Consider the following 26,151-nt stretch of genomic DNA (forward strand, 5'->3'; position numbering starts at 1 on the left):
CTTGAAATTGACGCCCAGCGCGCTGGTCAGGATGCAAAACCATTGCGCAAAACCCATTGCAATGGATCCTGCAATGACGCTTCACTGCGCCCATAGATGCATCCCCTGAGCCGCCGCCGGAAAGACCTCAGGCGCACATGCGGGAGCGACATCGCTTGAGGTCAGCGCCAACCGCCCAGCCCAGGAGGAGAGTTGCCCATGTTTGATCTGTTCAGCGATCACCAGTTGGTCACCGGTATCGGCCTGTTGGGGGGGATCTTATTGGGTCTGGCAGCCCGGTTGGGCCGGTTCTGCACCCTGGGCGCCATCGAAGATCTGCTATATGGCGACTCGTCGCAGCGGATGCGCATGTGGGGGCTGGCAATTGGCACCGCCATCATTGGCAGTTTCACCCTCATCGGGCTGGGGCTGTTTGACCCCTCGCACTCTTTTTACCTTTCAGTGCGCTGGATGCCGATGGCCTCGATTATTGGTGGCCTGATGTTTGGCTATGGCATGGCCCTAAGCGGCAACTGTGGCTACGGCGCCATTGCCCGGCTTGGCGGCGGCGATCTGCGCAGCTTTGTCATTGTGCTGGTGATGGGCATCTCAACCTATGTGGTGCTGTCTGGCCCCCTCGCCCCACTGCGCAACCTGCTGTTTCAGCAACAGGATGTCACCAGCGAGCTGCCCCCAGGACTGGCACATCACCTGGCCGCGCTGACCCACCTGCCGCTGGCGGGTATTGGGATCGTTGTCGGCGTCCTCCTGATTGGCATCAGCCTATGGGATGCGGACTTCCGCCGAGATCGCAAAAGCCTGTTTTGGTCCGTCATTGTCGGTGTGGCCGTGGTCTCTGGCTGGGCGGGCACCGCCTATATCAACGCCCGCGGGTTTGAGGCGCTGCCGGTGGTTTCACATTCTTTCTCAGCGCCTCTGGGGGAAACCATCCTCTGGACCATGACCGGCAGCCTGCGGCCACTGTCCTTTGCGGTGGGTTCGATCACCGGGGTTTGGCTCGGCGCCTTTATTGGCTCGCTGATCAAAGGACATTTCCGCTGGGAGGCCTGTGACGATCCGCGTGAATTACGGCGCCAGATCATTGGTGCCGCCATCATGGGCGCGGGCGCTGTGATCGCCATGGGCTGCACCGTGGGGCAAGGGCTCAGCGCCTTCTCCTTGCTCTCGCTCTCCGCCCCTGTCACCTTTGTGGCGATCTTTGCCGGGGCCGCCCTGGGGCTGCGACAGCTGATCGAAGGCTTTCGCCGCACCACCTAGGGCCAGTCTAACCTGTGCCATCGCTGTGCCGCAGTGTTTGCTATCTGGCTGGTCACATTGCCGCCTGACATATACCCGGTGATATGTGCCCCTTGTTATGTACCCTGTGATATGTACCCTGTGACATTCTGATGAATTCGCTTTGATCATAATCTATCTGTTACACAGCGGCTGCAAATCACCAGGCATCTGCCGGGGTTCTCCCGCCTACACCGTTATGAAAAGAGCACGCCATGGACCGCAAGCAAATCATCAACGATCCTGAGATCGGCAACAAGGCCGAAGCCTATGAGGCCTTTGACGACATCCCAACCAACCCCAACCTGGATGCCACCATTGGCGATGTCATCAATACCCGCTATGGCCGCCGCGATATGCTGCGCGGTATGCTTGGTGTCTCGGCAGCGGCCACCCTGTTTGGCACCTCCGCGCTGATCGCCCCCAACCGCGCTACAGCCTCTGCGGCGCCTGAAAGCCGCTATCGCTTTGATGAGCTGACCTGGGGCAATGATGAAACCCATCACATCGCCAATGGCTATGAGGCAGACGTGCTGCTGCGCTGGGGCGATCCGATCACCGCTGATGCGCCTGAATTTGACGTGATGAACCAGACAGCTGAGGCCCAGCTGCAGCAGTTTGGCTATAACAACGACTATGTGGGCTTTACCCCACTGAACGCCGAAGGCACCCATGGTCTGCTCTGTGTGAACCACGAATACACCAACGAAGAAGTCATGTTCCCCGGTCTTGGCCGTCAGGACAAACAGGGCTTTGCCGGTATGACCAAGGCGCTGATCGACATCGAGATGGCCGCCCATGGTGGCACCGTGGTTGAGATCGCGCGCGACGCAAGCGGCAAATGGGCGGTTGTGCGTGATGGCGCCTTTAACCGGCGCATCACCCCGCTGAACACCGCAATGACCATCGACGGTCCCGCCGCAGGGCACGCCCGAATGCAAACCAATGCTGATGCCTCTGGCAAAGCTGTCATTGGCACGCTCAACAACTGTGCCGGCGGCATGACACCCTGGGGCACCTGGCTGATGGCTGAAGAGAACTTCCACGGCTATTTCTGGACCGATGCCCGCGACAGCGACGGCAAGCCGGATCTGACCGCGCACCAGGATGCTGCCAGCAAGAAACGCTATGGCGTCCCCGGTGGCTGGTATGCCTGGGGTCAGCACTATGACCGGTTCAACATCGACAAAGAGCCAAACGAGCCAAACCGCTTTGGCTGGGTGGTCGAGGTCGACCCCCGCAAACCAGACGCAAAACCAGTAAAACACACTGCCCTGGGCCGCTTCCGCCATGAGGGCTGCGAGACAACCATCTCAGCGACCGGCAAATTGGTTGTCTATATGGGCGATGATAACCGCTTTGATTACCAGTACAAATATGTCTCCAACGGGACAGTGTCCCACACCGATGATGCCAATGGAAACCTGCTGAGCGACGGTATTCTATATGTTGCCCGCTTTGATGCCGATGGCACCGTGCACTGGCTGCCATTGGTTCACGGCGAGGGGCCGCTGACCGCAGAGAACGGTTTTGCCAGCCAGGCTGATGTGCTGATCGATACCCGCCTGGCCGCGGATGCCCTTGGCGCCACACCAATGGACCGTCCCGAAGATGCCCAACCGCGCGGCGACGGCACCGCCTATATCATGCTGACCAACAACTCCAAGCGCAAGGATACGCAGCTCAACGCCGCAAACCCCCGCGCCAAATCCAACTTTGGTCACATCATCGAAATCAAAGAAGCGGCAGGCGATCATGCCTCCACCACAGGCACATGGTCGATCCTGGTGAAATGTGGCGACCCAGAGCTTGCGGAAGTGGGCGCTCAGTGGAACCCGGAAACCAGCGAAAACGGCTGGTTTGGCTCCCCCGACAACTGTGCCTTTGACGCCGATGGCCGCCTGTGGATCTCTACCGATCAGGGCAGCAAATGGGGCAAGACCGGCAAATCCGACGGGCTGTATGCGCTGGAAACCGAAGGCGAACTGCGTGGCCATTCAAAACTGTTCTTCCGCTGCCCTGTTGGCGGGGAACTCTGCGGGCCTTACTTCACCGAGGATAGCGAAACGCTCTTTTTGGCGGTGCAACACCCCGGCACCGATGGCACCAAGGCGCTGCAAGGGTTTGAGCGCGCCTCGACTTTCGAAGATCCCGCCACCCGTTGGCCCGACTTCGATCCAAAAATGCCGCCGCGCCCCTCGGTTGTTGTGGTCACCAAAACAGGCGGTGGCCGGATCGCTGTCTAGCTGGGTCTCATAGCGCAAGCCACCGCTATACCTCACACTGGCCCAGGCCCGGATTCGTCCGGGCCTGACCTTTCTGCGCTTATGGCAGGATCCTGCCTTGCCCCCCTCCGCCGCACTTGACGACCCAAAATGCTACACTGCAATGTGATGCCTTAGCCCGCAAATCTATGCCAATCTGCGGTCAGCTTAATCCAAGGGGTCTTTCCAATGCGCTCTCTGTGCCTATCACGCTCTGCCCTGTGTCGCAGACTTCCCCAGATGCTAAGGGCGCTGAGCCTCGCCCTACCACAGGCTGCTCTCCCGGCGTTGCTCATGGTGGTGATCCTCAGTCTCAGTTCGTTGCCCCAACCCGCCGGGGCGAGCGAACTTGGCAAACGCAAAGGCTGGGTGATCTTTGAAAGCGAGAAACCCTATGAAACGCTGCTGCAGGATCTGCGTGCCGCAGTAAAGGCCGAGGGGCTCGTGGTGGTCACACAGGCCGGCCCGACGCAGGCAGCCGCAGCCCGTGGCATTTCCATTCCCGGCAACCGGGTGATTGGTGTCTTCAACAATGACTACGCGGTGCGCATTCTGGCCCTGTCCACCGCCGCGATGATCGAAGCCCCCCTCCGGTTTTATGTCACCGAGGTCGACGCAGATCACACCCATCTGGCCTATAAGCGTCCCAGCTTTGTCTTTGCCCCCTACCTCAATGAGGGCGGAGGTCGGCTGCTGCGCATTTCCACCGACCTGGACCGCCGCTTTGCGGCCATCGCTGAGGCTGCACTACACTAAGGAATTGGCAGGGCGGCCCGGACGGCAACAAAGCCCGCCCCCACCATGCCCCCCAGCTGACCAGTTTAGGGCGCCCTGTGGTCAGTGCCGAGGCCACTATGTAACACACAGCAAGACACAGAGTCGTGATACGGCTTGCGCCGCCTGCCGCAACCCGCGAATTCTAGCTTCTGGAACAAGTGGGAAATCAAAAACATGACACAGACCCTTCGCGCCGCCGACGTTCTGGCCCGCCGCCTCTACGAGGCCGGCTGCCGTCACGCCTTTGGCATGCCCGGCGGCGAGGTGCTGACCCTGGTGGATGCGCTGATCAAGGCCGGCATTGCGTTTCACCTGGCCAAACATGAAAACGCCGCCGGCTTTATGGGCGAAGGCCTGCACCACAGCGACGGCGCCCCGGTTATTCTGGTTGCCACCCTGGGGGCTGGGGCGCTCAACGGCGTCAATGTGGTGGCCAATGCCCATCAGGACCGGGTGCCGATGCTGGTGCTCACCGGCTGCGTCGATGCTGCCGAGGAACACAGCTATACCCATCAGGTGCTGGATCACCGGGCGGTGTTTTCTCCCATAACCAAGGCCACATTCCGCCTGGATGCCGAGGCTGCGGACCTGATCGCCGACAAGGCCGTCGCCATCGCCACCCAGCCACGCAATGGTCCGGTGCATATTGACGTGCCGATCTCGGTTGCAGATGCCCCTGCCAGAGATCGCGGCTCTCGCCGCGCGCCTGCGGCGCTGACCCGGCCAGAAGACGCCGCGCTGGCGCAGGCGCTGTCCTGGCTCGACGCCGCCCAGCGTCCCATCGCCATCATCGGTCTCGACGCCCTGCAGGAACAGGCCGCCCCCGAGATCAAGACCTTCCTCGAACACCACCAGATCCCCTTTGTCACCACCTACAAGGCCAAGGGCATTCTGCCGGAAACCCACCCGCTGTGCCTGGGCGCCGCCGGGCTGGCGCCGCTGGCGGACAAATATCTGCTGCCCCTGGTGCAAAAATCCGATTTGATCCTGGCCCTGGGCTATGACCCCATCGAGATGCGCCCCGGCTGGCGCAATGTCTGGGATCCTGCGGTGCAGCGGATGATCGACATCACCCCTGAGCCCAACAGCCACTACATGCATCAGGCCAGTCTGGCCCTGGTCGCTGCCTTGAAACCCACCCTTGCGGATCTGACCCGCTCCGGGACCGCAACAGATCGCCCCAAATGGCCCTGCGCCACCCCGGCACAGGTTCGCCAGGAACTTGCAGCGGCCTTTTCCACCACCGATGACTGGGGCCCGGCCGGGGTGATTGCCCAGTGCCGCGCCTCCCTGCCCGAAACCACCCTGGCGACAGCGGACAGCGGCGCTCATCGCATTTTGCTCAGCCAGATGTGGCCCTGCGCTGAACCGCGCGCCCTGATCCAATCCTCCGGCCTGTGCACCATGGGCTGCGCCGTGCCCATGGCCATTGGCCGCAAGCTGGCAGAGCCCGATCGTCCGGTTGTCAGCTTCTCTGGGGATGCCGGGTTTTTGATGGTTGCCGGGGATCTGGCCACCGCCGCCGAGCTGGGCGTGGCACCGATCTTTGTGGTCTTTGCCGATGCCAGCCTGGCCCTGATCGAGCTGAAACAGCGGGGCCGCCAGATGTCCAATGCCGGGGTTGATCTGGGGCGCCACGACTTTGCGGCCATCGGCCGCGCCTTTGGCGGCACGGGTGTAACGGTGCGTAATCGCGCTGAATTGGACCAGGCCTTGCAACAGGCCTTGGCCTCGGACCGCTTCACTGTCATTTCTGCCGAAATCGAACCCGGAGGATATGATGGACGCATCTAACCCACAGCCAAGCTCGCCCCAGAGCAGCCTCACCCATGGCGCCCTGAAGGGCATCAAGGTACTGGATCTTTCCCGCATTCTGGCAGGCCCCACCTGCACCCAGATGCTGGGCGATCTCGGCGCTATCGTGGTCAAAGTGGAAAACCCCAAAACAGGCGGCGACGACACCCGCCAATGGGGCCCTCCTTATGTGGAAAATGAGGCCGGCGAACGCTCTGATCTGTCGGCCTATTTCATGGCCGCCAACCGCAACAAACGCTCCATTGCCCTGGATATCGCCAGTGCCGAAGGTCAGGACGTGATCCGTCGCCTTGCGGCAGAGGCGGATATTCTGGTGGAGAATTTCAAACCCGGCGGTCTGGCCAAATACGGGCTGGATTTCGCCAGCCTGCGCGCCGCGTGTCCCAGCCTGATCTATTGCTCTATTTCCGGCTATGGCCAGACCGGCCCCAACAGCGCCAAGCCCGGCTATGATCTGATGGCCCAGGGCTATGGCGGCCTGATGTCCCTCACCGGGGAGCCCAAGGGCCAGCCGGTGAAGGCCGGCGTTGGCATCGCCGATGTGATGTGCGGCATGTATGCCACCATCGGCGTTCTGGCCGCGCTGCACCACAAGACCCAGACCGGCGAAGGCCAGCAGATTGATCTGGCGCTGGTGGATGCCCAGGTGGCCTGGCTGATCAACGAGGGTGTGGCCTATCTCAATACCGGCGAGCTGCCCCAGCGGCGCGGCAATGAACATCCCAGCATCGTGCCCTATGGTCTCTATGAAACCTCAGATGCCCATGTGATCCTGGCGGTGGGCAATGACAGCCAGTTCCGCCGCTTTATGGAGTTTCTCGGGCTTGAAGGCCTGGCAGAGGATCCGCGTTTTGCCACCAACCCCGCCCGCCTCAGGCATCGCGACGCGCTGAATGATATCCTGCACCCGGCGCTGAAACGCTTTACCATGGATGCAGTCATCGCCGGCATGGAAGCCCGCAAGGTGCCCGCCGGGCCGGTGCAGACCCTGGACCGGGTCTTTGCCTCCGATCAGGTCGCCGCCCGCGAAATGGCCATTGAAATGCAGTCTGGCGCAGGTCCGGTACAGCTCTTGGGCAATCCGCTGAATTTCTCCCGTACGCCAGTGACCTACCGCTACGCCCCGCCCCAATGCGGCGAGGCCACCGAGGAGATTCTGCAGGCCGCAGATCCCTTTGCCGAGACCTGACCCCGCCGGGCCGGTCGCACCGCTGACTGCCTAATGTTACAAAAACGCGCAAGCACCCGTCCCCAAGGGGGGTGCTTGCTTGTTATTGCACCTTCAATTGCCAAAAGGCGCAAAAATCCGCCTGTTCGGGTGTCAGACTTCGCGCCTTTCCGCACGAAGCACACACGCGTCATCACCAAACCGCGAGCGACGTCGCGCGGTTGTGCGCTCTGGTTTAGTCTTTTGAGCAACAACAGTGGTTTGTGAACATAGGCAGCGATTGGACCCTCAATGACGCAAGATATCTTTGGACAGGACACCAGCCTCAGCAGTGCCGCCACCCAAGCACGCTGGGATGCAGCGCAGATGGGGGTGCTGGCGCATTCCGCGGCCACAGCAGATCACCTGGGCGCCGTTCTGGCAGCCGCACCTGATTTTGCCCAGGCCCAGGCCATCAAGGGGCTGTCGGTGCTGATGCTGGGCCGCTCCGAACTGGTGCCGATGGCGCAGGAGGCGCTGAGCGACGCCAAATTGGGATATGAGGCTGCCCTGCCGCGGGAACGCAAATATGTCGATGCGCTTGCGGCCTGGCTGGCTGGACGTCCCTCGCGGGCAGTGGTGCTGATGGAGCAGATCCTGGATGTTGATCCCTGCGATGCCCTGGCGATGAAGCTCAGCCATGGGATCCGCTTTATTCTGGGCGATTGCACCGGCATGCGCGCCTCGGTTGAGCGGGTGATGCCTGCCTATGCCCCGGATCACGCCGCGCGCGGCTATCTGCTGGGCTGTCACTCCTTTGCGCTGGAGGAAACCGGGTCTTACGAGAAGGCAGGGATTGCCGGGCGTCAGGCGCTGTGGATGGCGCCGGATGATGCCTGGGGACTGCATTCTGTCGCCCATGTGCACGAAATGACCGGCAATGCGGCACAGGGGTTGGAGTGGCTGACCGGACGCGAAGAGGCCTGGGCCCATTGCAACAACTTCCGCTATCACGTCTGGTGGCACAAGGCGCTGATGCATCTGGATCTTGGCCAGATTGATCAGGCGTTGATGCTGTATGATACCGAGGTGCGCAAGGACAAGACCGATGACTACCGCGACATCTCCAATGCCACCTCGCTGCTGATGCGGCTGGAACTGGAAGGGGTGCCGGTTGGCAACCGCTGGGAGGAGCTTTCCGAGCTCTGCGCCAATCGCACCGAGGACGGCAGCCTGATCTTTGCCGATTTGCACTACCTGCTGGCCCTGGCCGGTCACAACCGGCAGGCGGAAACCCGCCGCCTGGTCAGCCGCATTCACGCCGATGCAAAGGCGCGCAATACCGAGGCCCAGGAACGCATGGCGACGCCGGGTTGCGACGCGGCCAACGGGCTGGAGGCCTTTGGCGATGGCAACTATGCCCAGGCCTTTAGCCATCTGTCGCGCGCCCGCAGCACCCTGCAATTGGCGGGCGGCAGCCATGCCCAGCGCGATGTATTTGAGCGCATGACCATCGACGCTGGTCTACGTGCCGGAGAATTCGACGCAGTCGAGGTCATTCTGGACGATCGCCGTGCCAAACGCGCCGGCGGAGAGGACAATTATGCCCTGGCCCGGCGCAGTCTGATTGCCCAGGCCCGCAGCACCCCGGACCCCCATAGCGTGCCCGCAGAATAACCGCTGGTAAAGATCTGGAAAACAGCTCAGAGAGCACAGACAGATACTGGACCCAAGACCCCGCAGTTTCGATTTAGAATCAGGGGCAGAACCGGCTTTAAAAGACCAATAAGGAATTCCCCATGGCGAAGATTTCGCCCTTCCCCACCCTACAGCAGGATCCAGGACCTGCGGCCAACCGGAGCGCCTCTCCCGGACCTGTTGATCTGGATAAGGCGCCCGCCAAGCGCCAGCGCGACCCTCGGCTCGATTTTTACCGTGGCATTGCCATGTTCATCATTCTGGTGGCCCATATCCCCGGCAATCGCTGGACCGGCTGGATCCCGGCGCGGTTTGGCTTTTCTGATGCAACCGAAATCTTTGTGTTCTGCTCTGGCATGGCCTCGGCGATTGCCTTTGGCAGCTCTTACGCGCAGCAGGGCTGGGCTTTGGGCACCACGCGGGTGGTGTTTCGCTGCTGGCAGGTGTTCTGGGCCCACATCGGCCTGTTCTTCTTTGTCGCCATGACCATGGCGGCGCTGGACACCTATGGCAGCTTTGACAAGACCTATATCAACTCCCTGAACCTGCAACATTTCTTCAACAATCCCGCGCCGCAGCTGGTGGGGCTCTTCACCCTCACCTATGTGCCAAACTATTTTGACATCCTGCCGATGTATCTGGTGGTTTTGGCGCTGATGCCAGTGATGATGGGGGTTGAGCGCCTTGGCCTCTGGGCGGTGGCGCTGACTTCTGGTCTGATATGGCTCGCTGCCAACCCCTATCTTGTCGGGCTTGGCCCCGATGGGCTCTCGCTCCCGGCAGAGCCCTGGTCGCAGCGCGAATGGTTCTTTAATCCCTTTGGCTGGCAGCTTTTGTTCTTTACCGGCTTTGCCTTCATGAAGGGCTGGCTGCCCCCGCCGCCTGTCTCGGCCCTGCTGGGCGCTGCCGCAGCTGCCTTTCTGCTGCTGTCGGCGCCCTTTGGCTCGTGGAAGGTGTTTCTTTGGGTGGATGCCGCCAATGGCGATCTTGGCGATATGATCCGACCCTGGTGGCAGACCACGGCCCAGTGGCGTGAAAAGAGTGATTTTGGCCTGCTGCGCTACACACATTTCCTGGCCCTGGCCTATCTTGGCTGGCTGATTGCCGGGACCGGCGGCAAGCGCCTGATTGCCTCGGGTCACAGCCTTGGTGCCCGAATCTGGGCGCGGCTGCTGGGGATCATCACCAAGGTCGGCCAGCAAAGCCTCGCGGTCTTTGTCTTCTCCATGGCGCTGGCGCGGCTCATCGGCTTTGCCCTGGATCAGACCGAGCGCGGCATCGCGATCACCGCCCTGGCCAATCTGACGGGCTTTGCCCTGATCATCGCCTGCGCCTATGGGGCGGGCTGGTTCAAATCCCAGCCCTGGAGGGCCAAGCGATGAGCACTCTTAGCCGCCGCGCCTTTGTAGCCTCTGCACTCTCCAGCACCCTGCTCACCGCGCTGCCGACGGGCGCCACAGAGAGCCCTCAGCCTGCGGCCTTTGACCCGGCCCAGGTGATCGCCCGCGCCCGCGCCCTGGCCACCCAGGGCTACCAGCCCCGGCAACAGGTGCCACAGGATTGGCTGGATCTGACTTATGATCAGTACAAGGCACATCGGTTCCGCACCAAGGACGCGATCTGGTCCAAGACCGACAGCAGCTACAACGTCGATCTCTTTCTGCCGGGGCTGTATTTTCGCCACGCGGTTCAGGTGAACACCGTTAAAGACGGCATGACCCGCCCCTTTGGCTTTGACATGGCGCTGTTTGATCGCAGCGAGATTGCGCCGCCTCTCAGCACCACCGGCGCTCTGGGCTATAGCGGGCTGCGTCTGCGCACCCAGTTGGATCAGCCCAATAAGAAAACCGAATTCTGCGTCTTTCAGGGGGCCAGCTATTTCCGCGCCATCGGTATCGGCCAGGCCTATGGTCTGTCAGCACGCGGGCTGGCGCTGAAAACTGGCGATCCCATGGGGGAGGAATTCCCCGATTTCATTGAGTTCTGGCTGGAGGCCCCCGGCCCCAACCAGCGCAGTATGGTGGTCCATGCGCTGATGGATTCGCCCTCGGTCACGGGGGCCTACCGCTTTACCATCACCCCCGGAGCCACCACGGTGATGGATGTCGAGGCGCATCTGTTTGCCCGCGAGGATCTGACCCACGCCGGGCTGGCGCCGCTCACCTCGATGTTCCTGTTTGACCGCACCAACCGCAACCGGTTTGACGATTTCCGCCCCAATGTGCACGACAGCGACGGGATGTTGATCCTCAACGGCAATGGCGAGCGGCTGTGGCGGCCCCTGGCCAACCCGGTGCATTTGCAAATCTCCTCCTTCGTGGATGAAAACCCCCGTGGCTTTGGCCTGATGCAACGGTCGCGCAATCTGCAGGACTTTGAAGACCTGGAAGCCAATTACCACCGCCGCCCCAGCCTCTGGGTGGAACCAAAGGGCAACTGGGGCAAAGGCGCGGTCACCCTGGTTGAAATCCCTGCCGACAAGGAAATCTACGACAATATCGTCGCCTATTGGCGGCCTCAGGACACCCTGCCCGCCGGAACCGAGCTGCCGCTGTCCTATCGGCTCAGCTGGGGCGAGGACCCAGAGATGGATCTGGCCCGAGTGATTGATACCGCCGCAGGCGCGCGCATCTTTGGGGAGCCCGGACGGTTGATGACGGTGGATTTTGAAGCCCACCCGCTGCTGGACGGCGATCCCGAGGACATCGAGGTGCATCTTTCCTCCCCCCATGTGGAAACCAGCGAAGGGGTGCTGCAACGCAACCCCGCCACCGGTGGGCTGCGACTGGCCTTCAGCTTTGCCCCCAATGAAGAAAACCATGTTGAGCTGCGCCTGCAGCTGCGCCGCAATGGCGCCGCCGCCAGCGAAGTCTGGCTGTACCGGTGGACTGCATGAGTGATCCGATCCCGACCTCACCCCTACAGCCAGCCGAACCGCTGATGCCACCGCAGCAGCCGCTGGCCATGCCCGAGCAGGATTTCGCCAGGCCGTTTCACGACCACAACGCCCCGGAGTTTGAGCCACCGCGCCATCTGGCGCTCTGGCGTCTGCTGGCCTTCTCCCCCGCCATGCTGGCCACCGCCGTGTTAACCTGGGTGATGCAGGGCTGGTTCGCCAAGGGCGGCTTTATGGCGCTGGAGCTGGTGCTGCTGGCGTTGATCGCCTTCAACTTTTTCTGGATCTGCTTTTCGGTCTCCACAGTGGTCCTGGGGCTGTATTCCCTGTCCAAACGCAACCGCGACCGCCCCCAGGCCAGGCCCGCGCCGATGCGGGTCGCCCTGCTGGTTCCGGTCTATAATGAGACCCCCTGGTATGTACTGGGCAATGTGCGCTCCATGCTGGAAGAGCTGCACCAGCGCGGCGGTAAGCACAGCTATGACATGTTTGTGCTGTCGGACACCCGCGACGACAACCTCGCCGACCAGGAACGGTTAAGCGTCGAGGCCCTGCGCGCCGCCCTGCCTGCTGGCGTGGCGCTCTATTATCGCCGCCGCGCTTTGAACACCGGCCGCAAGGTGGGCAATATAAGCGATTGGCTGCGCCGCTGGGGCGCGGGCTACGAGGCCATGCTGGTGTTGGATGCCGACAGTCTGATGACCGGGCGGGCCATTGCCCGGCTGGCGGATGCGCTGTCGCGCGATCCCAGCGCCGGTTTAATCCAAAGCTTCCCGCAACTCATCGGGGCGCAATCCGTTTTTGGTCGCATGCAGCAGTTTGCCAATGGCGTATACGGCCTGGCTCTGGCCGAAGGTCTGGCCCGCTGGACCGGGTTTGAGGGCAACTATTGGGGCCACAATGCCATTATGCGGGTCCAGGCCTTTGCCGCCTGTGCCGGGCTGCCGCCGCTGCGCTCGCGCTTTTGGGGCGGTGACAAGCTGATCATGAGCCATGATTTTGTCGAGGCCGGCCTGTTGCGCCGTGCCGGGTGGCGGGTGCGGTTTCTGCCGCGTCTGGGGGGATCGTTTGAGGAAACGCCGCCAACGCTGATAGATCACATCCTGCGCGATCGGCGCTGGTGTCAGGGCAATCTGCAACACCTCAATCTGCTGGGGGCGCGCGGCTTTTTTGCCATCTCGCGGTTTCACCTGCTGCACGGGGCCATTGGCTATTTGATGGCGCCGATCTGGTTTGCGCTCTTGGTGATCTGGGCGCTGATTGGCCGGGGCGAAGACAGCTCTGTGATCCATTACTTCAGCGCCGCCAATCCCTCGCGGCCCTCCTGGCCCGATATGTCAGAGCCGCGCCATGTACTGGTGATCTTGCTGATCTACGCCATGCTGCTGGCACCCAAACTGCTGGCGGTGCTGGCGCTGGCCCTCACCAGTGGGCGGCTGTCCGACTATGGCGGACCTCTCCGCTTTGCCGCCTCCGTAGGAGTCGAGATCCTGCTGGCGGTGCTCTATGCGCCGATCCTCATGGTGCAGCAGATGATCGCGGTGTTTCGCACCACCTTCGGCCTGCAGCGTGGCTGGTCACCCCAGGCGCGGGCCGGCGGCCAATATGGTCTGGCAACCCTGCTGAGCTGCCACGCGCTGGAAACCCTCAGCGGTCTGGCTTTGTGGGGTGGCATCGCCACCGGGCTGGTGTCGCTCTGGCTGGTGCCCATCGCCCTGTCCCTGGTGCTTGCGGTGCCCCTGTCGGCGCTGTCAGGGCGCCGCGCCGGTAAATCCAAAGCCGGCTGGATGGCCACCCCGGTGGTTTATTCGGAACCCAAGATCACCCAGGCCGCCCACCGCTACCGGGCGCAGCTGAAACGCTACCTCGATGTGGTCAACCAACATCCGGCGCAGTAGCTCAGAACCTCGCTTGGCTCAATGTGATTTGAAACAGGCGCAACCGCCTCCGTTGCCCCTTGGGCGACGGAGGCCCGGCCCAAGGCTTTGTCTCTCATCTGAGATGAGAGGCAAAGGCACGGGAGCCCGCCCGTCTCAAAGCACACAGATTTGCCAACCTTCTCCCTGCCAGACCCTATTTATAATCACAGCCTCACTCGGCGCCTTTTTGTGGTCTCTCAAACCAGTCCAACACCGCTCCCGGCCACCAGCCGGGCACCCGATGCCCCTGAGGAAACAAAAGAAATTCGATGTCCGCCCCCGGACCACAGTCCCAGCTACGCCCCAGGACATCGCCCTGTTGCCAGCGCTGATCCGGCGCGTGCTCACTACAGTGATTGGTGTCGCGCCACAGCTCCAGCCCGGCAAAAATGTCGCCCTGCTGGAACCGCTTGCCATCCAGATAACGCCCCTCAAGCGGCACCACCCCATCACTCCAGCCATGGCTGTGAAACAGCCGTATCTCTCCGCTGCAGGTCTCTGGCTGCGGGCGCCAGAAGCCACCGGCAATGGGCGCGTAGCCGGCAAAAGCCTCAGGTGCGGCGCAGGCCAGATAGTTGACCATAAAGCCCCCCGCCGAAAACCCCGCCAATAGCATGGTCTGGCGATCCAGACCAAAGCGCGCCGCCGCATCCGCTGCCACATCCTGCAGGAATTCCACCTCGTCGCGGCCCTGCCAGCCGGGAAAGAAATTCCAAGAGCGCGGACCACCGCGCCGGGGCAAGGCATCTGGCGCAATAACCGCATAGCCCCGCGCCGTCAGCCCCTGCGCCACGGCCTGGTTGTTCAGTGCAGCCAAACCTGACCCACCGTAGCCATGCAGAAACACCACTGCGGGCATCGCCGCGGTCTGCTCCGCCTGCACAGGGCTGCGCTGATCCGGACTTGGCAGCGCGATATGATAGCTCCCCTGGGGCATCGCGCAGGCCCGCGCCACTGTGGGGCCACAGCCCGCCGCTGCCGCACGCGGGCTGGCCAGCGCCACCATCAGGGGCAATGCGACCAGCGCCAGCGCCGACGCGCACCGCCGCGCGCCCCTGCGGCCGAACCCGACCGCCATCCCCAGCCCCAGCCCTAGCCCTGCCATCGGGTCACCGGTAGATTTCCTGCAATCCAGCCAGGACCGCTTGCGGATCCCAGCATGCCCTCTGGCACATCGATAATCCTGCTATAGCCAGCCGCCGCCAGGGCCCGCGTCATCCGCGCCGAGCGCACCCCCCGGGCACAGATCAGCGCAACCGGCGCCGCCAGGTTCCCAGCAGTGGCCTCGCTCAGGGCCTGCAAAAAGTCATCACGCCGCATATCGATGGCAACGGCCCCCTCCGGCAGACCAGTTTGGCGCCATTCACCCGGCGTGCGAATGTCAACCAGCGTGATCTCTTTTGCCTTGGCCGCCGCAAAGGCCTGCGCCGGGGTCAGCCGTGGATAGTCATGGTCCACTGGCTGGCTACGCCACCAATAGGTGCCGCCGCCGAGCGCCAGGCCAATTCCGCCAAGGCCGAGCAGCAGCTGGCGCCGCGACATCCCCGAGGCTCTGCTTGTTTCAGGGAGAGATCCCTGCATCTGTTCATGTCGTGCCATAATGCCCTGCAGCTGAGTGACGATATCCGGTATCAAGGTGCTCCGCCTTCTGCTTCCGGTCGCAGACGGATCGGTTTCTTATAACAGCTATTGCGGCGCGGATCAGCTCTGGCTGCGCCCCGGTTCTTCAACTTATCGGCACCCCCAAGCAGCCACTGGCCCCAACAAGCCCCCCACTTCGCCCCAACGGATACGCCGCCAGCGCACCCGGCCTTTAAATTCCACGAGAAGAAGGAAAAATTCAGCGCCCCGGCCTACAAAAAGCGCCAGTGCAGACCTAAATGCCCCCCAATCGAACAACAAAACCTCACTCAAGAGGCACTTACGCGGTCGCAGGGCTGGAACAGTTGCAAGAAATTGCCTAAGCCTTGACTAATGCCTAAGCCCAGCCAGGAGAACTGCACGTGTCCCTGTTTTTGATTGCGGCCCTGCCCTTTCTCGGAGCGGTCTTTCCCGCTCTATTGATCCGTGCCGGGCGCAACGCCTCGGCCTCAGCAGCAGGTCTGACCACGTTTCTTGCCTTTGTTGGCCTGTTGCTACACGCGCCTGCGGTGTTTCGCGGCGAGGTAATCCAGGTCGGCGTTGACTGGCTGCCCGGCCTTGGCCTCAATGCCAATTTCTTTCTTGATGGGCTTGGTTTTCTCTTTGCCGCGATGATCCTTGGCATTGGCTTGCTGGTCATCCTCTACGCCCGGTTTTACCTGTCGCGTGAAGATCCCATGGGGCAGTTCTACACCTATCTGCTGCTGTTTCAGGGCGCCATGGTTGGCATCGTTCTGTCAGATAACATACTGCTTTTGCTGGTGTTCTGGGAGCTCACCTCGCTGTCCTCGTTTTTGCTGATCGGCTATTGGAAACACCTGCCCGAGGGCCGACAGGGCGCACGGATGGCACTGGCAGTCACCGGATCCGGTGGCCTGGCGATGATCGGTGGCATGATGATCCTGGGCAATATCGCGGGCTCTTATGATCTGAGCGTGATTTTGCAGCACAAGGACATGATCCAGGCCTCGCCGCTGTATCTGCCCGCGCTGATCCTGATCCTCTTGGGCTGTTTTACCAAATCGGCGCAGTTCCCGTTTCATTTCTGGCTGCCCCACGCCATGGCAGCGCCCACACCTGTTTCGGCCTATCTGCATTCCGCCACCATGGTCAAAGCCGGTCTGTTCCTGATGGCGCGGCTTTGGCCGGTGCTTGCGGGCACGCCTGAGTGGTTCTATATCGTCGCCACAACCGGGTTGATCACCATGTTGCTGGGCGCGGTGATTGCCCTGTTCAAGGATGATCTGAAGGCGCTTTTGGCCTTTTCCACCGTGTCGCATCTGGGGCTGATCACCATGCTGTTGGGATTTGGCACCAAGATCGCAGCGGTAACGGCGGTGTTTCACATCATCAACCACGCCACATTCAAGGCCGCATTGTTCATGTCGGCCGGCATTGTCGACCACGAGGCCCATACCCGCGACATCAAACGTCTGGGCGGGCTGCGCCATCTGATGCCGGTGACCGCAACCATTGCCATTGTCGCCGCCCTGTCGATGGCCGGCATTCCCCCCTTCAACGGGTTCCTGTCCAAGGAGATGATGCTGGAAGAGACCGTGCATACGCTCTGGGGCGGCTCACATTATGTGGTGCCGGGTTTGGCGCTGCTGGCGGCGCTGTTTTCCGCCGCCTATTCCTTTCGCTTTATTGGCCATGTGTTTCTGGGCAGAACCCGCGATGACTATCCGGCGCAGCCCCATGATCCGGGGTTTGGCATGTGGGCCGGTCCCGGCTTGCTGATGATGCTGGTGGTCTTGATCGGGCTGTTTTCGGCCAATCTGGCAGGGCCACTTGTGGCTGTCGCAGCTGGCGCCGTGATTGGTGGCGCAGATCTGCCCTATTATTCGCTCAAGCTATGGCACGGATTGACACCGGCGCTGTATATGTCCGCAGGAGCTGTTGTTGGCGGCTTGGTTTTGCTCAAGCTGCACGCGCCGCTGATGGCGGCCTGGAACCGGGCACCACGCCCCGAGGCCAAGCAAATCTTTGACGCCCTGATGCGCGGGCTCACCAAACTGTCGCAGCTGATCACTGATGGCCTGCATAATGGCGCCATTACCCGCTATGCCTTTGTGATGATGCTGTTCATCATCGGCCTCAGCTACTACGCCTATGCCAGTGGCACCCTCAGCCTCCCCAGCCGCGCGGTGCAAAGCGTGGGGCCGATCACCGTGATCGCCTGGTTCTGCCTGATGGTGGCCACCCTGGCTGTGGTGGCAAAGCACCGTCAGCGTCAGCTGTCGCTGGTACTGATCGGCGTGGTTGGTCTGGTGGTTTCGCTGGGCTTCAACTACCTCTCGGCACCAGATCTGGCGCTGACCCAGCTGTCAGTGGAGGTGGTGACCATGGTGCTGCTGCTGCTGGCGCTGAACTTCATGCCAAAGGACAGCCCCGTTGAATCGCCGCTTTGGGTGCGGCTGCGCGACGGCGGCATTGCGATGATTGCCGGGCTGGGCGCTGCGACGCTGATCTATATGCTGATGCTGCGCGACTTTGCGATGCCCAGCATTTCTGAATTCCACCTGGCCAATTCCTACAAAGGCGGCGGCGGCACCAATGTGGTCAACGTGATCCTGGTGGACTTCCGTGGCTATGACACCTTTGGCGAGATCATCGTTCTGGGCATTGCCGCGCTGGTGATCTACGCCCTGACCGAAGCGGTGCTGGGCACACGGGTGCGCGCCTATCTGCTGAACCGCAAACCCGATATTCCGCAGGCTGGCGATGCCCATCCAATGATGATGGTTGTCGCCACCCGGGTGATGATGCCGCTGGCACTGATGGTGGCGGCCTATATCTTTTTCCGCGGTCACAACCTGCCCGGCGGCGGTTTTATCGCCGGTCTGATCGCCGCCATCGCGCTGTTGATGCAATATATGGCCTCTGGCTTTAGCTGGGCGTCCGAGCGCCAGCGGATGTTCTACCACGGCACCATCGGGTCCGGGGTGCTGATTGCCGCCGCCACCGGGCTTGGCTCCTGGTTCAGCGGCCTGCCCTTCCTGACCAGCGCCTTTGGCTATCTGCACTGGGCACCACTGGAAGAGTTCGAATGGGCCACCGCTGCGCTGTTTGACCTCGGAGTGTTCCTGGCTGTGGTTGGCGCCGTGCTGCTGGCGCTGGAAAGCCTGGCGCGCTTTGCCTGGCAGCCGGGAATTTCTTCGGAACATGCGATGGATATCAACCCGGCCCGCGATCACGCGGCAGAAGAGGCTGCGGCGGAAGCCGCAGCAGCAGCGGCAAAAGGCGAGGCATGACCATGGGCTTTCTGAATATCGAATTTCTGGTGGCCTCTGCGGTGGGGCTGCTGACGGCGGCGGGGATCTATCTGATCCTGCGGCGGCGCACCTTTCCGGTGATCCTGGGGCTGTCGCTGCTGACCTATGGGGTGAACATCTTTCTGTTTGCCACTGGCAGGCTGATGGTCAATGCGCCGCCGATCCTGAACAAATACGCCGAGGTGCCCTATACCGATCCGCTGCCGCAGGCATTGGTGCTGACCGCCATCGTGATTTCTTTTGGCATGACGGCAGTGGTGGTGATGATCGCCCTGGCCGCCTATCTGTCGGCCCGTGATGACAAGATCGATATGCCCCATCATCCCGAAGACGAAGGGGAAGACGCATGAACCATTTCCTGATTGCACCGGTTGTTCTGCCGGCGCTGGTGGCGCCCTTCATTATCATGGTGGTGCGCCACCATATGGATCTGGCGCGGATCTTTTCGCTGGCCAGCACGGTCTTTCTGGTGGCGATCTCGCTGGTCCTGGCCGCGCAGGCCAGCACCGGAGAAGTGCAGGTCTATGAGCTGGGCAACTGGTCGGCGCCCTTTGGCATCGTGCTGGTGCTGGACCGCCTGTCGGCGATGATGGTCTTGCTGACCTCGGTGCTGGCGCTGGTGATCAACCTCTATGTCATTGGCTCGGACTGGGATAAACGCGGCGCCAATTTCCATGCGCTGTTTCAGTTTCAGCTGATGGGCATCATCGGCGCCTTCCTCACCGGAGACGCCTTTAACCTGTTTGTTTTCTTTGAGGTTCTGCTGATCGCCTCTTATGGGTTGATGATCCATTCCGGTGGCACCCGGCGGTTTCAGGCCGGGGTGCAATATGTGGTCTATAACCTCTTGGGCTCAACCCTGTTCCTGTTTGCGCTGGGGACGCTTTATTCCGTCACTGGCACGCTCAACATGGCGGATCTGGCGTTGCGGGTGGCAGAGATCCCGGCGGAAGACACCGCTCTGCTGCGCGTCGGCGCGGTGATGCTCTTGCTGGTTTTTGCCATCAAGGCCGCCGTCATTCCGCTGCATTTCTGGCTGCCGGCCTCTTATGCCAATGCGCCCCTGCCGATTGCGGCGCTCTTTGCCATTATGACCAAGGTCGGCGCCTATGCCATCCTGCGGGTCTATACCCTGGTCTTTGGCCCAGATCTGGCGATCACCCAGGGGCTGGCCGGGGCCTGGCTGATGCCAGCCGCGCTGGTTACTCTGATGATCGGCGCCGTGGGCATCCTTGGCTCTTACCGCATTGGCCGCCTGGTGGCCTTTGGCGCCATCACCTCCATGGGCACGCTGCTCACGGCGATTGCGCTGTTCTCCCCCGAAGGGGTCGCCGCGGCGCTGTATTACACGGTGCATTCCACCCTTGCTGCCGCCTTTCTGTTTCTGGTGGCGGATCTGGTGGCTGAGCGCCAGGGCATCGAGATCACCGGCCAGCGCCTGATGCCGCAAAGCGGGCTGATCGCGGTGCTATTCTTTACCGGCGCCATTGCCATGGCGGGCATGCCGCCCTTGTCGGGCTTCCTGGGCAAGCTGCTGGTGCTGGATGCGGCACGCGACCACGATCTGGTCTGGTGGATCTGGGGCACCATTCTGATCGGCTCTTTGATCACCATCCTTGGCATGGCCCGTGCCGGCAGCCTGTTGTTCTGGAAAAGCCACGGCGTCACCGCCCAAACCGACCCAGATTCTGCGCCCTCTTATGAGGAAGAGGCCAACGAGCAGGACGAGGACAACACCAATCCGCGCCCCGCCGCCCTGCCCTTTGTCGCCTGTTTTGCCCTGCTGAGCGGCCTGATCCTGCTCACCGTGTTTGCCGGCCCCGCCAGCCGCTACGCCGAGGCAACAGCCGCGCAGCTCTTTGCGCCCGAGATCTATATCAAAGCCGTGCTGGGAAAGGTCACACCATGAGACTGCTACGGCGGCTGCTGCCGCATCCGATCCTGACCCTGCTGCTGACCCTTGCCTGGGTGCTGCTGACCAGTACCTGGACGCTGAACTCGTTGGTTTTTGGCTTTTTGCTGGGGCTGCTGATCCCCTTTTTGACCCAGCCCTACTGGCCAAATCAGATGCGGCTGAAAAAGCCGCTGAAGATCATCGAATACATCCTGATTGTGCTCTATGATATTGTTGTTGCCAACGTGGTTGTGGCCCGCATCGTGGTGTTCAAATCCAATGCCAAACGCCAGCCCGCCTGGGTCGCCGTGCCGCTGGATCTGCTCACCCCCGAGGCGATCTCGGTTCTGGCCGGCACCATCACCATGACGCCGGGCACGGTGGCGGCTGATGTCTCGGCTGAGGGCCACGCCCTGTTGGTGCATTGTCTGGATGCGCCAGACCCAAATGCCGTCCGCGATGAGATCAAACACCGCTATGAGCGCCGCCTGAAGGAGATCTTTGAATGATTATTACCTATGCCACGCTCTTTGCCTTTACCTGCTTTGCCCTAGCGCTCCTGATGAACCTGTGGAAAATCATCTTCGCCGCCGAGATCGCTGACAGGATCCTGGCGCTGGATTCCATGTTCATCAATGGGTTGGCGCTGATGGTGCTTTATGGGCTGGCCCTGGGCAGCGAAATCTATTTCGAGGCCTCGCTGATCATTGCCATGCTGGGCTTTGTCTCAACCGTGGCCTATGCGCGCTTTATTCTGCGCGGCAATATTATCGAATGATGGGAGGCGCAGAGATGGTGTATGACTACCTGGTCGCAGGCTTTTTGATCATGGCGGGCATCTTTGGCTTTGTCGGCTCCTTTGGCCTGCTCAAGCTCAACGATCCGATGTCGCGGCTGCATGCCCCCACCAAGGCCACCACGCTGGGCGTTGGTGGCGTGCTGCTCGCCTCGATGCTGCACGGCGCGGTGGTTGAGGGAAATCTGTCGCTTCATGAGCTGATGATCACCCTGTTTTTGTTCCTCACTGCACCGGTCACGGCCTTGTTTATTGCCAAGGTCCATATTCACCGCCATGAGACAAAGGCCAGCCTGCCAAAGGCCGGCGCAGATGGCATCTGGGCCACCCATGATGTGCCAGAGACCAAAACTGAGAGCGAAACGGATCCCGCGCAGGGCTAAAACCCGGCGTGAGGGTGCCTGGCTGCACGACCAGCCGCCGCGCCTCTGATCTGAGTTGCCCGGTGCGGGTGTTGCCAGCTGTTTTGCCAGCAACGGCCAGCTACCACCCGCGACGGTGAGAGGTGATCTGTCACTTTGTTCTGGCTCAAGGCAGTTCCCGCTGCTGGCCCTAAACAGGTCAGGACTGACAAGATAACTGACACAAAGGCGCCGCCCCATGTACAGCCCTCCTCTTCCGGCAACCAAAGATGTGGTTCTGATCGGCGGTGGCCATGCCCATGCGCTGGTTTTGCTAAAATGGGGCATGCGGCCCCTGCCGGGCGCGCGGCTCACTCTGATAAACCCCGGTCCTACAGCGCCCTATTCCGGCATGTTGCCGGGGTTTGTGGCCGGTCATTACCAGCGCCAGGATCTGGATATTGATCTGGTGAAACTGGCGCGGTTTTGCGGCGCACGGCTGATCCTGGGGGCGGCTGACGGGCTGGACCCGCAGGCGCGCCTGGTCAATGTGCCCGGACGTGCGCCCATTGCCTATGATTTTGCCTCAATCGACGTTGGCATCACCTCAGAAATGCCGGATCTTCCCGGCTTTGCCACCCATGGCGTCCCGGCCAAACCCTTGGGCACCTTTGCCAGCTCCTGGGAGGCGTTTCGCCGCGATCATGGCCGCAGTGACCCGGCACATATTGCCGTTATCGGCGGGGGTGTTGCCGGGGCCGAACTGGTACTGGCCATGGCCCATGCTCTGTCCCGGCAGGGGCGGTTGGGACAGGCAACGCTGATCGACAGCGGCCCGGTGCTGGGACAGGCCAGCCCGGAGGTTGCCAAACGTCTGCGCCGCGCCTTTAGCGAACATCGAGTCTCCTTGGTGGAAAACACCGGCGTCGACCGGGTCGAGCCGGGTCTGATCCACCTGTCGGATGGGCGCGAGGTGCTCTCTGACTTCACCACCGGCGCTGCCGGCGCCCACCCCCATGATTGGATCGCCGGGTCAGGCCTTACGCTGCATCAGGGCTTTGTCACCGTGGATGAGACCCTGCAAAGCTCTGATCCCAATGTCTTTGCCGTGGGCGACTGCGCCCATCTCGGGTTTTCCCCCCGCCCCAAGGCTGGCGTCTATGCAGTGCGTCAGGCCCCGATTCTGTATCACAATCTGCGCGCCCGTCTGACCGCAGACCCGCTGCGCCGCTACCGCCCGCAAAAGGACTACCTCAAGCTGATTTCCATGGGCCGTAAAGAGGCTTTGGGAGATCGTTTTGGCCTGCAGTTTTCCGGTGCCCTGGTCTGGGGCTGGAAGAACCGGATCGACCAGGCCTTTATGGAGCAGTTCCGCCACCTGCCGCAAATGGAGCAGGTGAAACTGCCTGCCGAACATACCTATGATCTGCCCGAGGCCCTGGGCGACAAACCCATGTGTGGCGGCTGCGGCGCCAAGGCCGGACGCGGCGCGCTGCGGGCTGCGCTGACCGCCCTGACGCCACTGCAACGACAGGATGTCACCGCCCTGCCCGGCGATGACGCGGCGCTGGTACAGACAGGGGGTGTGCAACAGGTGATCACCACCGATCATCTGCGCGGCTTGGTCCTGGATCCGGTGGTGATGGCGCGCATTGCAGCGGTGCATGCTCTGGGTGATATCTGGGCCATGGCCGCCGACCCGCAGGTGGCCACAGCCAACCTGATCCTGCCCCGCCTGACGCCCGCCCTGCAACAGCGAACCCTAAGTGAAATCATGTCCAGCGCGGGCGAGATCTTTCACGCCGCCGGGGCGGATATTGTCGGCGGCCACACCTCGATCGGCGATGAGCTGTCGATTGGCTTTACCGTCACTGGGCTGTGCCCATCGGCTCCGGTGACCCTGGCTGGGGCGCAGCCGGGGGATGTGCTGATCCTAACCAAACCCCTCGGCTCGGGCGTGATCATGGCGGCGGAAATGGCAGGCGCGGCCAAAGGCGACTGGGTGGCGGCAGCCCTGACGCGGATGTGCCAGCCCCAGGGCGCCGCCGCCCGCATTCTGTCCGGTGCTCATGCGATGACCGATGTCACCGGCTTTGGTCTGGCCGGGCACCTCTTGGGGCTCTGCGAGGCCTCCGGTCTGGCCGCGCAGGTGGATCTGGCAGCGGTGCCCCTGATGCAGGGGGCGGCAGAGCTCAGCGCGGGCGGTATCCGCTCCTCCCTGTTTGAAGACAACCGCGCCATAGCGCCCGGCCTGCCGCGCGGAGCAGAGGCAGATCTGTTGTTTGACCCACAAACCGCCGGTGGCCTGCTGGCGGCTATCGCCCCCGAGACCGCAGATAAGGTGCTGAAACAGCTGCAGGACGCGGGCTATAGCGCCGCCAGAATTGGCAGCCTCACCTCTGGCACGGCAGAGCTGCACCTGATCTAAAGCGGATTGTCCTGCGGGGCCTGCAGCAAATCACAGATCTGCTGCGCCACCCGGTCCAGATCCGTTTCAGACATCTGTCCCAGATCCAGTTCAGCCGTCACCGCAGCGCCGCTGAGGCGGCTGGATTTCTGGTAAGAGGGATCATAATGGTCCTGCATCAAGGCCAGGGTCAGCGCCGCTTTATCCCCCGTGGCGATCAGGTCGAACCAATGGTCAATCACCGCATTGGCGCGGTGACCGCGCAGAAAGCTCAGCTTTTCGCGCAGCATGTCCTTATCCGACAGGATATCGTCATAGGCCTGGGTCAGGTAGCGGCAGCGCGCCGCCACGGGCGCGTGCACCTCGATGCGGGGCGCCTGTTTCATGGCGCGCCACAGGCTGGGCGGCAGGATTCGCGCACCGACCTTGCTGGACTCCGCCTCAACCAGAACCGGGCGGGCCGGATCCAGCTGCAACAGCGCCTGCGCCAAGGCGCTCTCAAAGCCTTTTTGGCAGGGCTGAGGCTGCGCCATCCCCCCCAACAGCGAGCCGCGATGATTGGCCAGCGCCTCCAAGTCAATCACCTGCCCGCCCAGCGCCCGCACCCGCTGCAACAGCTCGGTTTTGGCGCTGCCGGTATAACCGTCCAAGGCGATCAGGCGAAACGGCAGCTGTTGGTCATAAAGATAGGAATGCACCAGCCGCCGATAGCTTTGATAGCCGCCCTCAATCAGGCCAGCCCGCCAGCCGATCTGGCTCAACATCCAGGAAAAACTGCCCGAGCGCTGGCCACCACGCCAGCAATAGACCAAGGGTCGCCAGCCGCCCTCATGGTGGCTGAGACTGGTTTCGATATTGTTGGCGGCATTGCGGAACACCAGCGCCGCGCCCAGTTTGCGCGCCTTAAAGGGGCTGTCCTGCACGTAGATGGTGCCAACTTTGGCCCGTTCTTCGTTGTTCAACACCGGCAGATTGATGGCACCTGGCAGATGGTCATCGGCAAATTCCGCCGGGCTGCGCACATCTATGACGGTGTCATAGCCGTGGGCCATCAGGTCTTGCAGGGTTTCATAGCGATTGGGCATAGGGTTTGCTTACCCCGCAGCCGCGCTGAATAAAAGAAAGATCTCGCCTGCCTGCGCGCAGCAGCGCCCCGAGGGAGCCCCGACGGGGCCCAGACAGCAAATCAAGGGCTCAGATCAGACGCGGCTCGGTTTCGTGGGCCAATTGTGCCGGCAAGTCAGCATCCTGAGGCTGGGCAGGCTCCTGTTCTGCGTCCTCATAAAACGGCTCGATCAGCTCTGGCCCTGCCGCGCGATTGCTGTTCACCTGCGGCGCAACCCGGTGCATCTGCAGCTGCCCAACTGGCCCGGGCTGCATCAGCGCCGCCGCGCCCTTGCCTGCCTCCCCCAGCCACAGGGGCCAGTGCTGCGGTTCCAGCACCAAGGGCATCCGGTGGTGGATCGCAGAAATCGTCTGGTTGGCTGCGGTGGTCACAATGGCGCAGGTTTTCTGCGGATCTTGCTGGCCCCAGCTTTGCCAGATGCCGGCAAAGGCCAGCGGTGTCTGGTCCGAAGCCTGAATATACCAGGGCAGAGGTTTGCCGTCGCCATCCTTGACCCATTCATAAAACCCGGTTGCCGGGATCAGGCAGCGGCGCGTCCGGCAGGCCTCGGCAAAGGCGGGCTTTTGCGCCAGTGTTTCGGCGCGGGCATTGATCAACAGTGGCCCGGCGAGTTCACTTTGGTACCACTGCGGCAAGAACCCCCAGCGCATCGCAACCAGCTGGCGCCCGTCGCCCTGTGCCTGGATCACATGCACCGGATTGGTGGGGCAGATATTGTAATTGGGCAGCGCGGGCAGATCATTGGCCGGGCTGGCCGCAAACAGCCGCGCCATGGCGTCATTGGGCAGGGTCAGGGCAAAGCGTCCACACATGCAGGCAGTCTAGCGGTTTTGGCGCGCAACCGCCAGCCAGATGGCTTGGGGTGCCGCCGCCTAAGACC

At 62.1% G+C, this 26,151-nt stretch carries 20 protein-coding genes; 16 read left to right on the forward strand and 4 right to left on the reverse strand.

Annotated elements, in window-relative coordinates:
* The first annotated feature begins 198 nt into the window (after positions 1–198).
* From QZ268_RS01670 to mdoH, 9 genes are all read left to right on the forward strand, one after another.
* Positions 199–1,257, forward strand: coding sequence for a YeeE/YedE family protein (locus tag QZ268_RS01670; protein WP_295447136.1), 1,059 nt, complete (start codon positions 199–201; stop codon positions 1,255–1,257).
* Between the two features lie 233 nt (positions 1,258–1,490).
* Positions 1,491–3,521 (forward strand): PhoX family phosphatase, encoded by a 2,031-nt coding sequence (locus QZ268_RS01675; protein ID WP_295447138.1) that lies wholly within the window; start codon positions 1,491–1,493, stop codon positions 3,519–3,521.
* 258 nt (positions 3,522–3,779) lie between these two features.
* Positions 3,780–4,295 (forward strand): DUF302 domain-containing protein, encoded by a 516-nt coding sequence (locus QZ268_RS01680; RefSeq protein ID WP_295447162.1) that lies wholly within the window; start codon positions 3,780–3,782, stop codon positions 4,293–4,295.
* A 195-nt stretch (positions 4,296–4,490) separates the two neighbouring features.
* Entirely contained in the window at positions 4,491–6,110 is a 1,620-nt protein-coding gene (locus tag QZ268_RS01685; protein WP_295447164.1) for a thiamine pyrophosphate-binding protein, read from the forward strand.
* Positions 6,097–7,320, forward strand: coding sequence for a CaiB/BaiF CoA-transferase family protein (locus QZ268_RS01690; protein WP_295447166.1), 1,224 nt, complete (start codon positions 6,097–6,099; stop codon positions 7,318–7,320). The genes QZ268_RS01685 and QZ268_RS01690 overlap by 14 nt, the downstream gene beginning before the upstream one ends.
* Before the next feature lie 270 nt (positions 7,321–7,590).
* Positions 7,591–8,955, forward strand: coding sequence for a tetratricopeptide repeat protein (locus QZ268_RS01695; protein WP_295447168.1), 1,365 nt, complete (start codon positions 7,591–7,593; stop codon positions 8,953–8,955).
* A 122-nt stretch (positions 8,956–9,077) separates the two neighbouring features.
* Positions 9,078–10,358, forward strand: a complete 1,281-nt coding sequence (locus QZ268_RS01700) for an OpgC domain-containing protein (RefSeq protein WP_295447170.1) — start codon at positions 9,078–9,080, stop codon at positions 10,356–10,358.
* Complete coding sequence (locus QZ268_RS01705) at positions 10,355–11,872, forward strand: glucan biosynthesis protein G (protein WP_295447172.1); 1,518 nt, start codon at positions 10,355–10,357, stop codon at positions 11,870–11,872. The genes QZ268_RS01700 and QZ268_RS01705 overlap by 4 nt, the downstream gene beginning before the upstream one ends.
* Before the next feature lie 44 nt (positions 11,873–11,916).
* On the forward strand, positions 11,917–13,770 hold the full coding sequence (mdoH, locus tag QZ268_RS01710) for a glucans biosynthesis glucosyltransferase MdoH (RefSeq protein ID WP_295447318.1): 1,854 nt from the start codon (positions 11,917–11,919) through the stop codon (positions 13,768–13,770).
* A gap of 193 nt (positions 13,771–13,963) precedes the next feature.
* On the opposite strand, the gene QZ268_RS01715 is transcribed toward mdoH, so the two are convergent.
* Both QZ268_RS01715 and QZ268_RS01720 read right to left on the reverse strand, forming a co-directional pair.
* Positions 13,964–14,869, reverse strand: coding sequence for an alpha/beta fold hydrolase (locus QZ268_RS01715; RefSeq protein WP_295447174.1), 906 nt, complete (start codon positions 14,867–14,869; stop codon positions 13,964–13,966).
* A gap of 14 nt (positions 14,870–14,883) precedes the next feature.
* Positions 14,884–15,390, reverse strand: coding sequence for a rhodanese-like domain-containing protein (locus tag QZ268_RS01720; RefSeq protein WP_295447176.1), 507 nt, complete (start codon positions 15,388–15,390; stop codon positions 14,884–14,886).
* Positions 15,391–15,794: 404 nt separating this feature from the next.
* On the opposite strand from QZ268_RS01720, the gene QZ268_RS01725 reads away from it, so the two are divergent.
* The 7 genes from QZ268_RS01725 (at position 15,795) to selD (ending at position 24,166) form a co-directional block, all read left to right on the forward strand.
* On the forward strand, positions 15,795–18,686 hold the full coding sequence (locus QZ268_RS01725; protein WP_295447178.1) for a monovalent cation/H+ antiporter subunit A: 2,892 nt from the start codon (positions 15,795–15,797) through the stop codon (positions 18,684–18,686).
* 17 nt (positions 18,687–18,703) lie between these two features.
* Positions 18,704–19,057 (forward strand): Na+/H+ antiporter subunit C, encoded by a 354-nt coding sequence (locus QZ268_RS01730; protein WP_027239900.1) that lies wholly within the window; start codon positions 18,704–18,706, stop codon positions 19,055–19,057.
* Positions 19,054–20,616, forward strand: a complete 1,563-nt coding sequence (locus QZ268_RS01735) for a monovalent cation/H+ antiporter subunit D (RefSeq protein WP_295447180.1) — start codon at positions 19,054–19,056, stop codon at positions 20,614–20,616. Before QZ268_RS01730 ends, QZ268_RS01735 begins: the two co-directional genes overlap by 4 nt.
* Positions 20,613–21,110, forward strand: coding sequence for a Na+/H+ antiporter subunit E (locus tag QZ268_RS01740; protein ID WP_295447182.1), 498 nt, complete (start codon positions 20,613–20,615; stop codon positions 21,108–21,110). The genes QZ268_RS01735 and QZ268_RS01740 overlap by 4 nt, the downstream gene beginning before the upstream one ends.
* The gene (locus QZ268_RS01745; RefSeq protein ID WP_295447184.1) at positions 21,107–21,379 is read left to right on the forward strand and encodes a K+/H+ antiporter subunit F; all 273 of its coding nucleotides are present in this window, start codon (positions 21,107–21,109) and stop codon (positions 21,377–21,379) included. The genes QZ268_RS01740 and QZ268_RS01745 overlap by 4 nt, the downstream gene beginning before the upstream one ends.
* A gap of 14 nt (positions 21,380–21,393) precedes the next feature.
* Positions 21,394–21,780, forward strand: coding sequence for a Na+/H+ antiporter subunit G (locus QZ268_RS01750; protein WP_295447186.1), 387 nt, complete (start codon positions 21,394–21,396; stop codon positions 21,778–21,780).
* A gap of 217 nt (positions 21,781–21,997) precedes the next feature.
* Complete coding sequence (gene selD, locus QZ268_RS01755) at positions 21,998–24,166, forward strand: selenide, water dikinase SelD (RefSeq protein ID WP_295447188.1); 2,169 nt, start codon at positions 21,998–22,000, stop codon at positions 24,164–24,166.
* On the opposite strand, the gene mnmH is transcribed toward selD, so the two are convergent.
* Together mnmH and QZ268_RS01765 are read right to left on the reverse strand one after the other, a co-directional pair.
* Positions 24,163–25,230, reverse strand: coding sequence for a tRNA 2-selenouridine(34) synthase MnmH (gene mnmH / locus QZ268_RS01760; RefSeq protein ID WP_295447190.1), 1,068 nt, complete (start codon positions 25,228–25,230; stop codon positions 24,163–24,165). The genes selD and mnmH overlap by 4 nt on opposite strands.
* 109 nt (positions 25,231–25,339) lie before the next feature.
* Complete coding sequence (locus tag QZ268_RS01765; protein WP_295447192.1) at positions 25,340–26,083, reverse strand: SOS response-associated peptidase; 744 nt, start codon at positions 26,081–26,083, stop codon at positions 25,340–25,342.
* Positions 26,084–26,151: the final 68 nt, after the last annotated feature.

The organism is uncultured Pseudophaeobacter sp., from assembly GCA_905479575.1.
Taxonomy (GTDB): domain Bacteria; phylum Pseudomonadota; class Alphaproteobacteria; order Rhodobacterales; family Rhodobacteraceae; genus Pseudophaeobacter.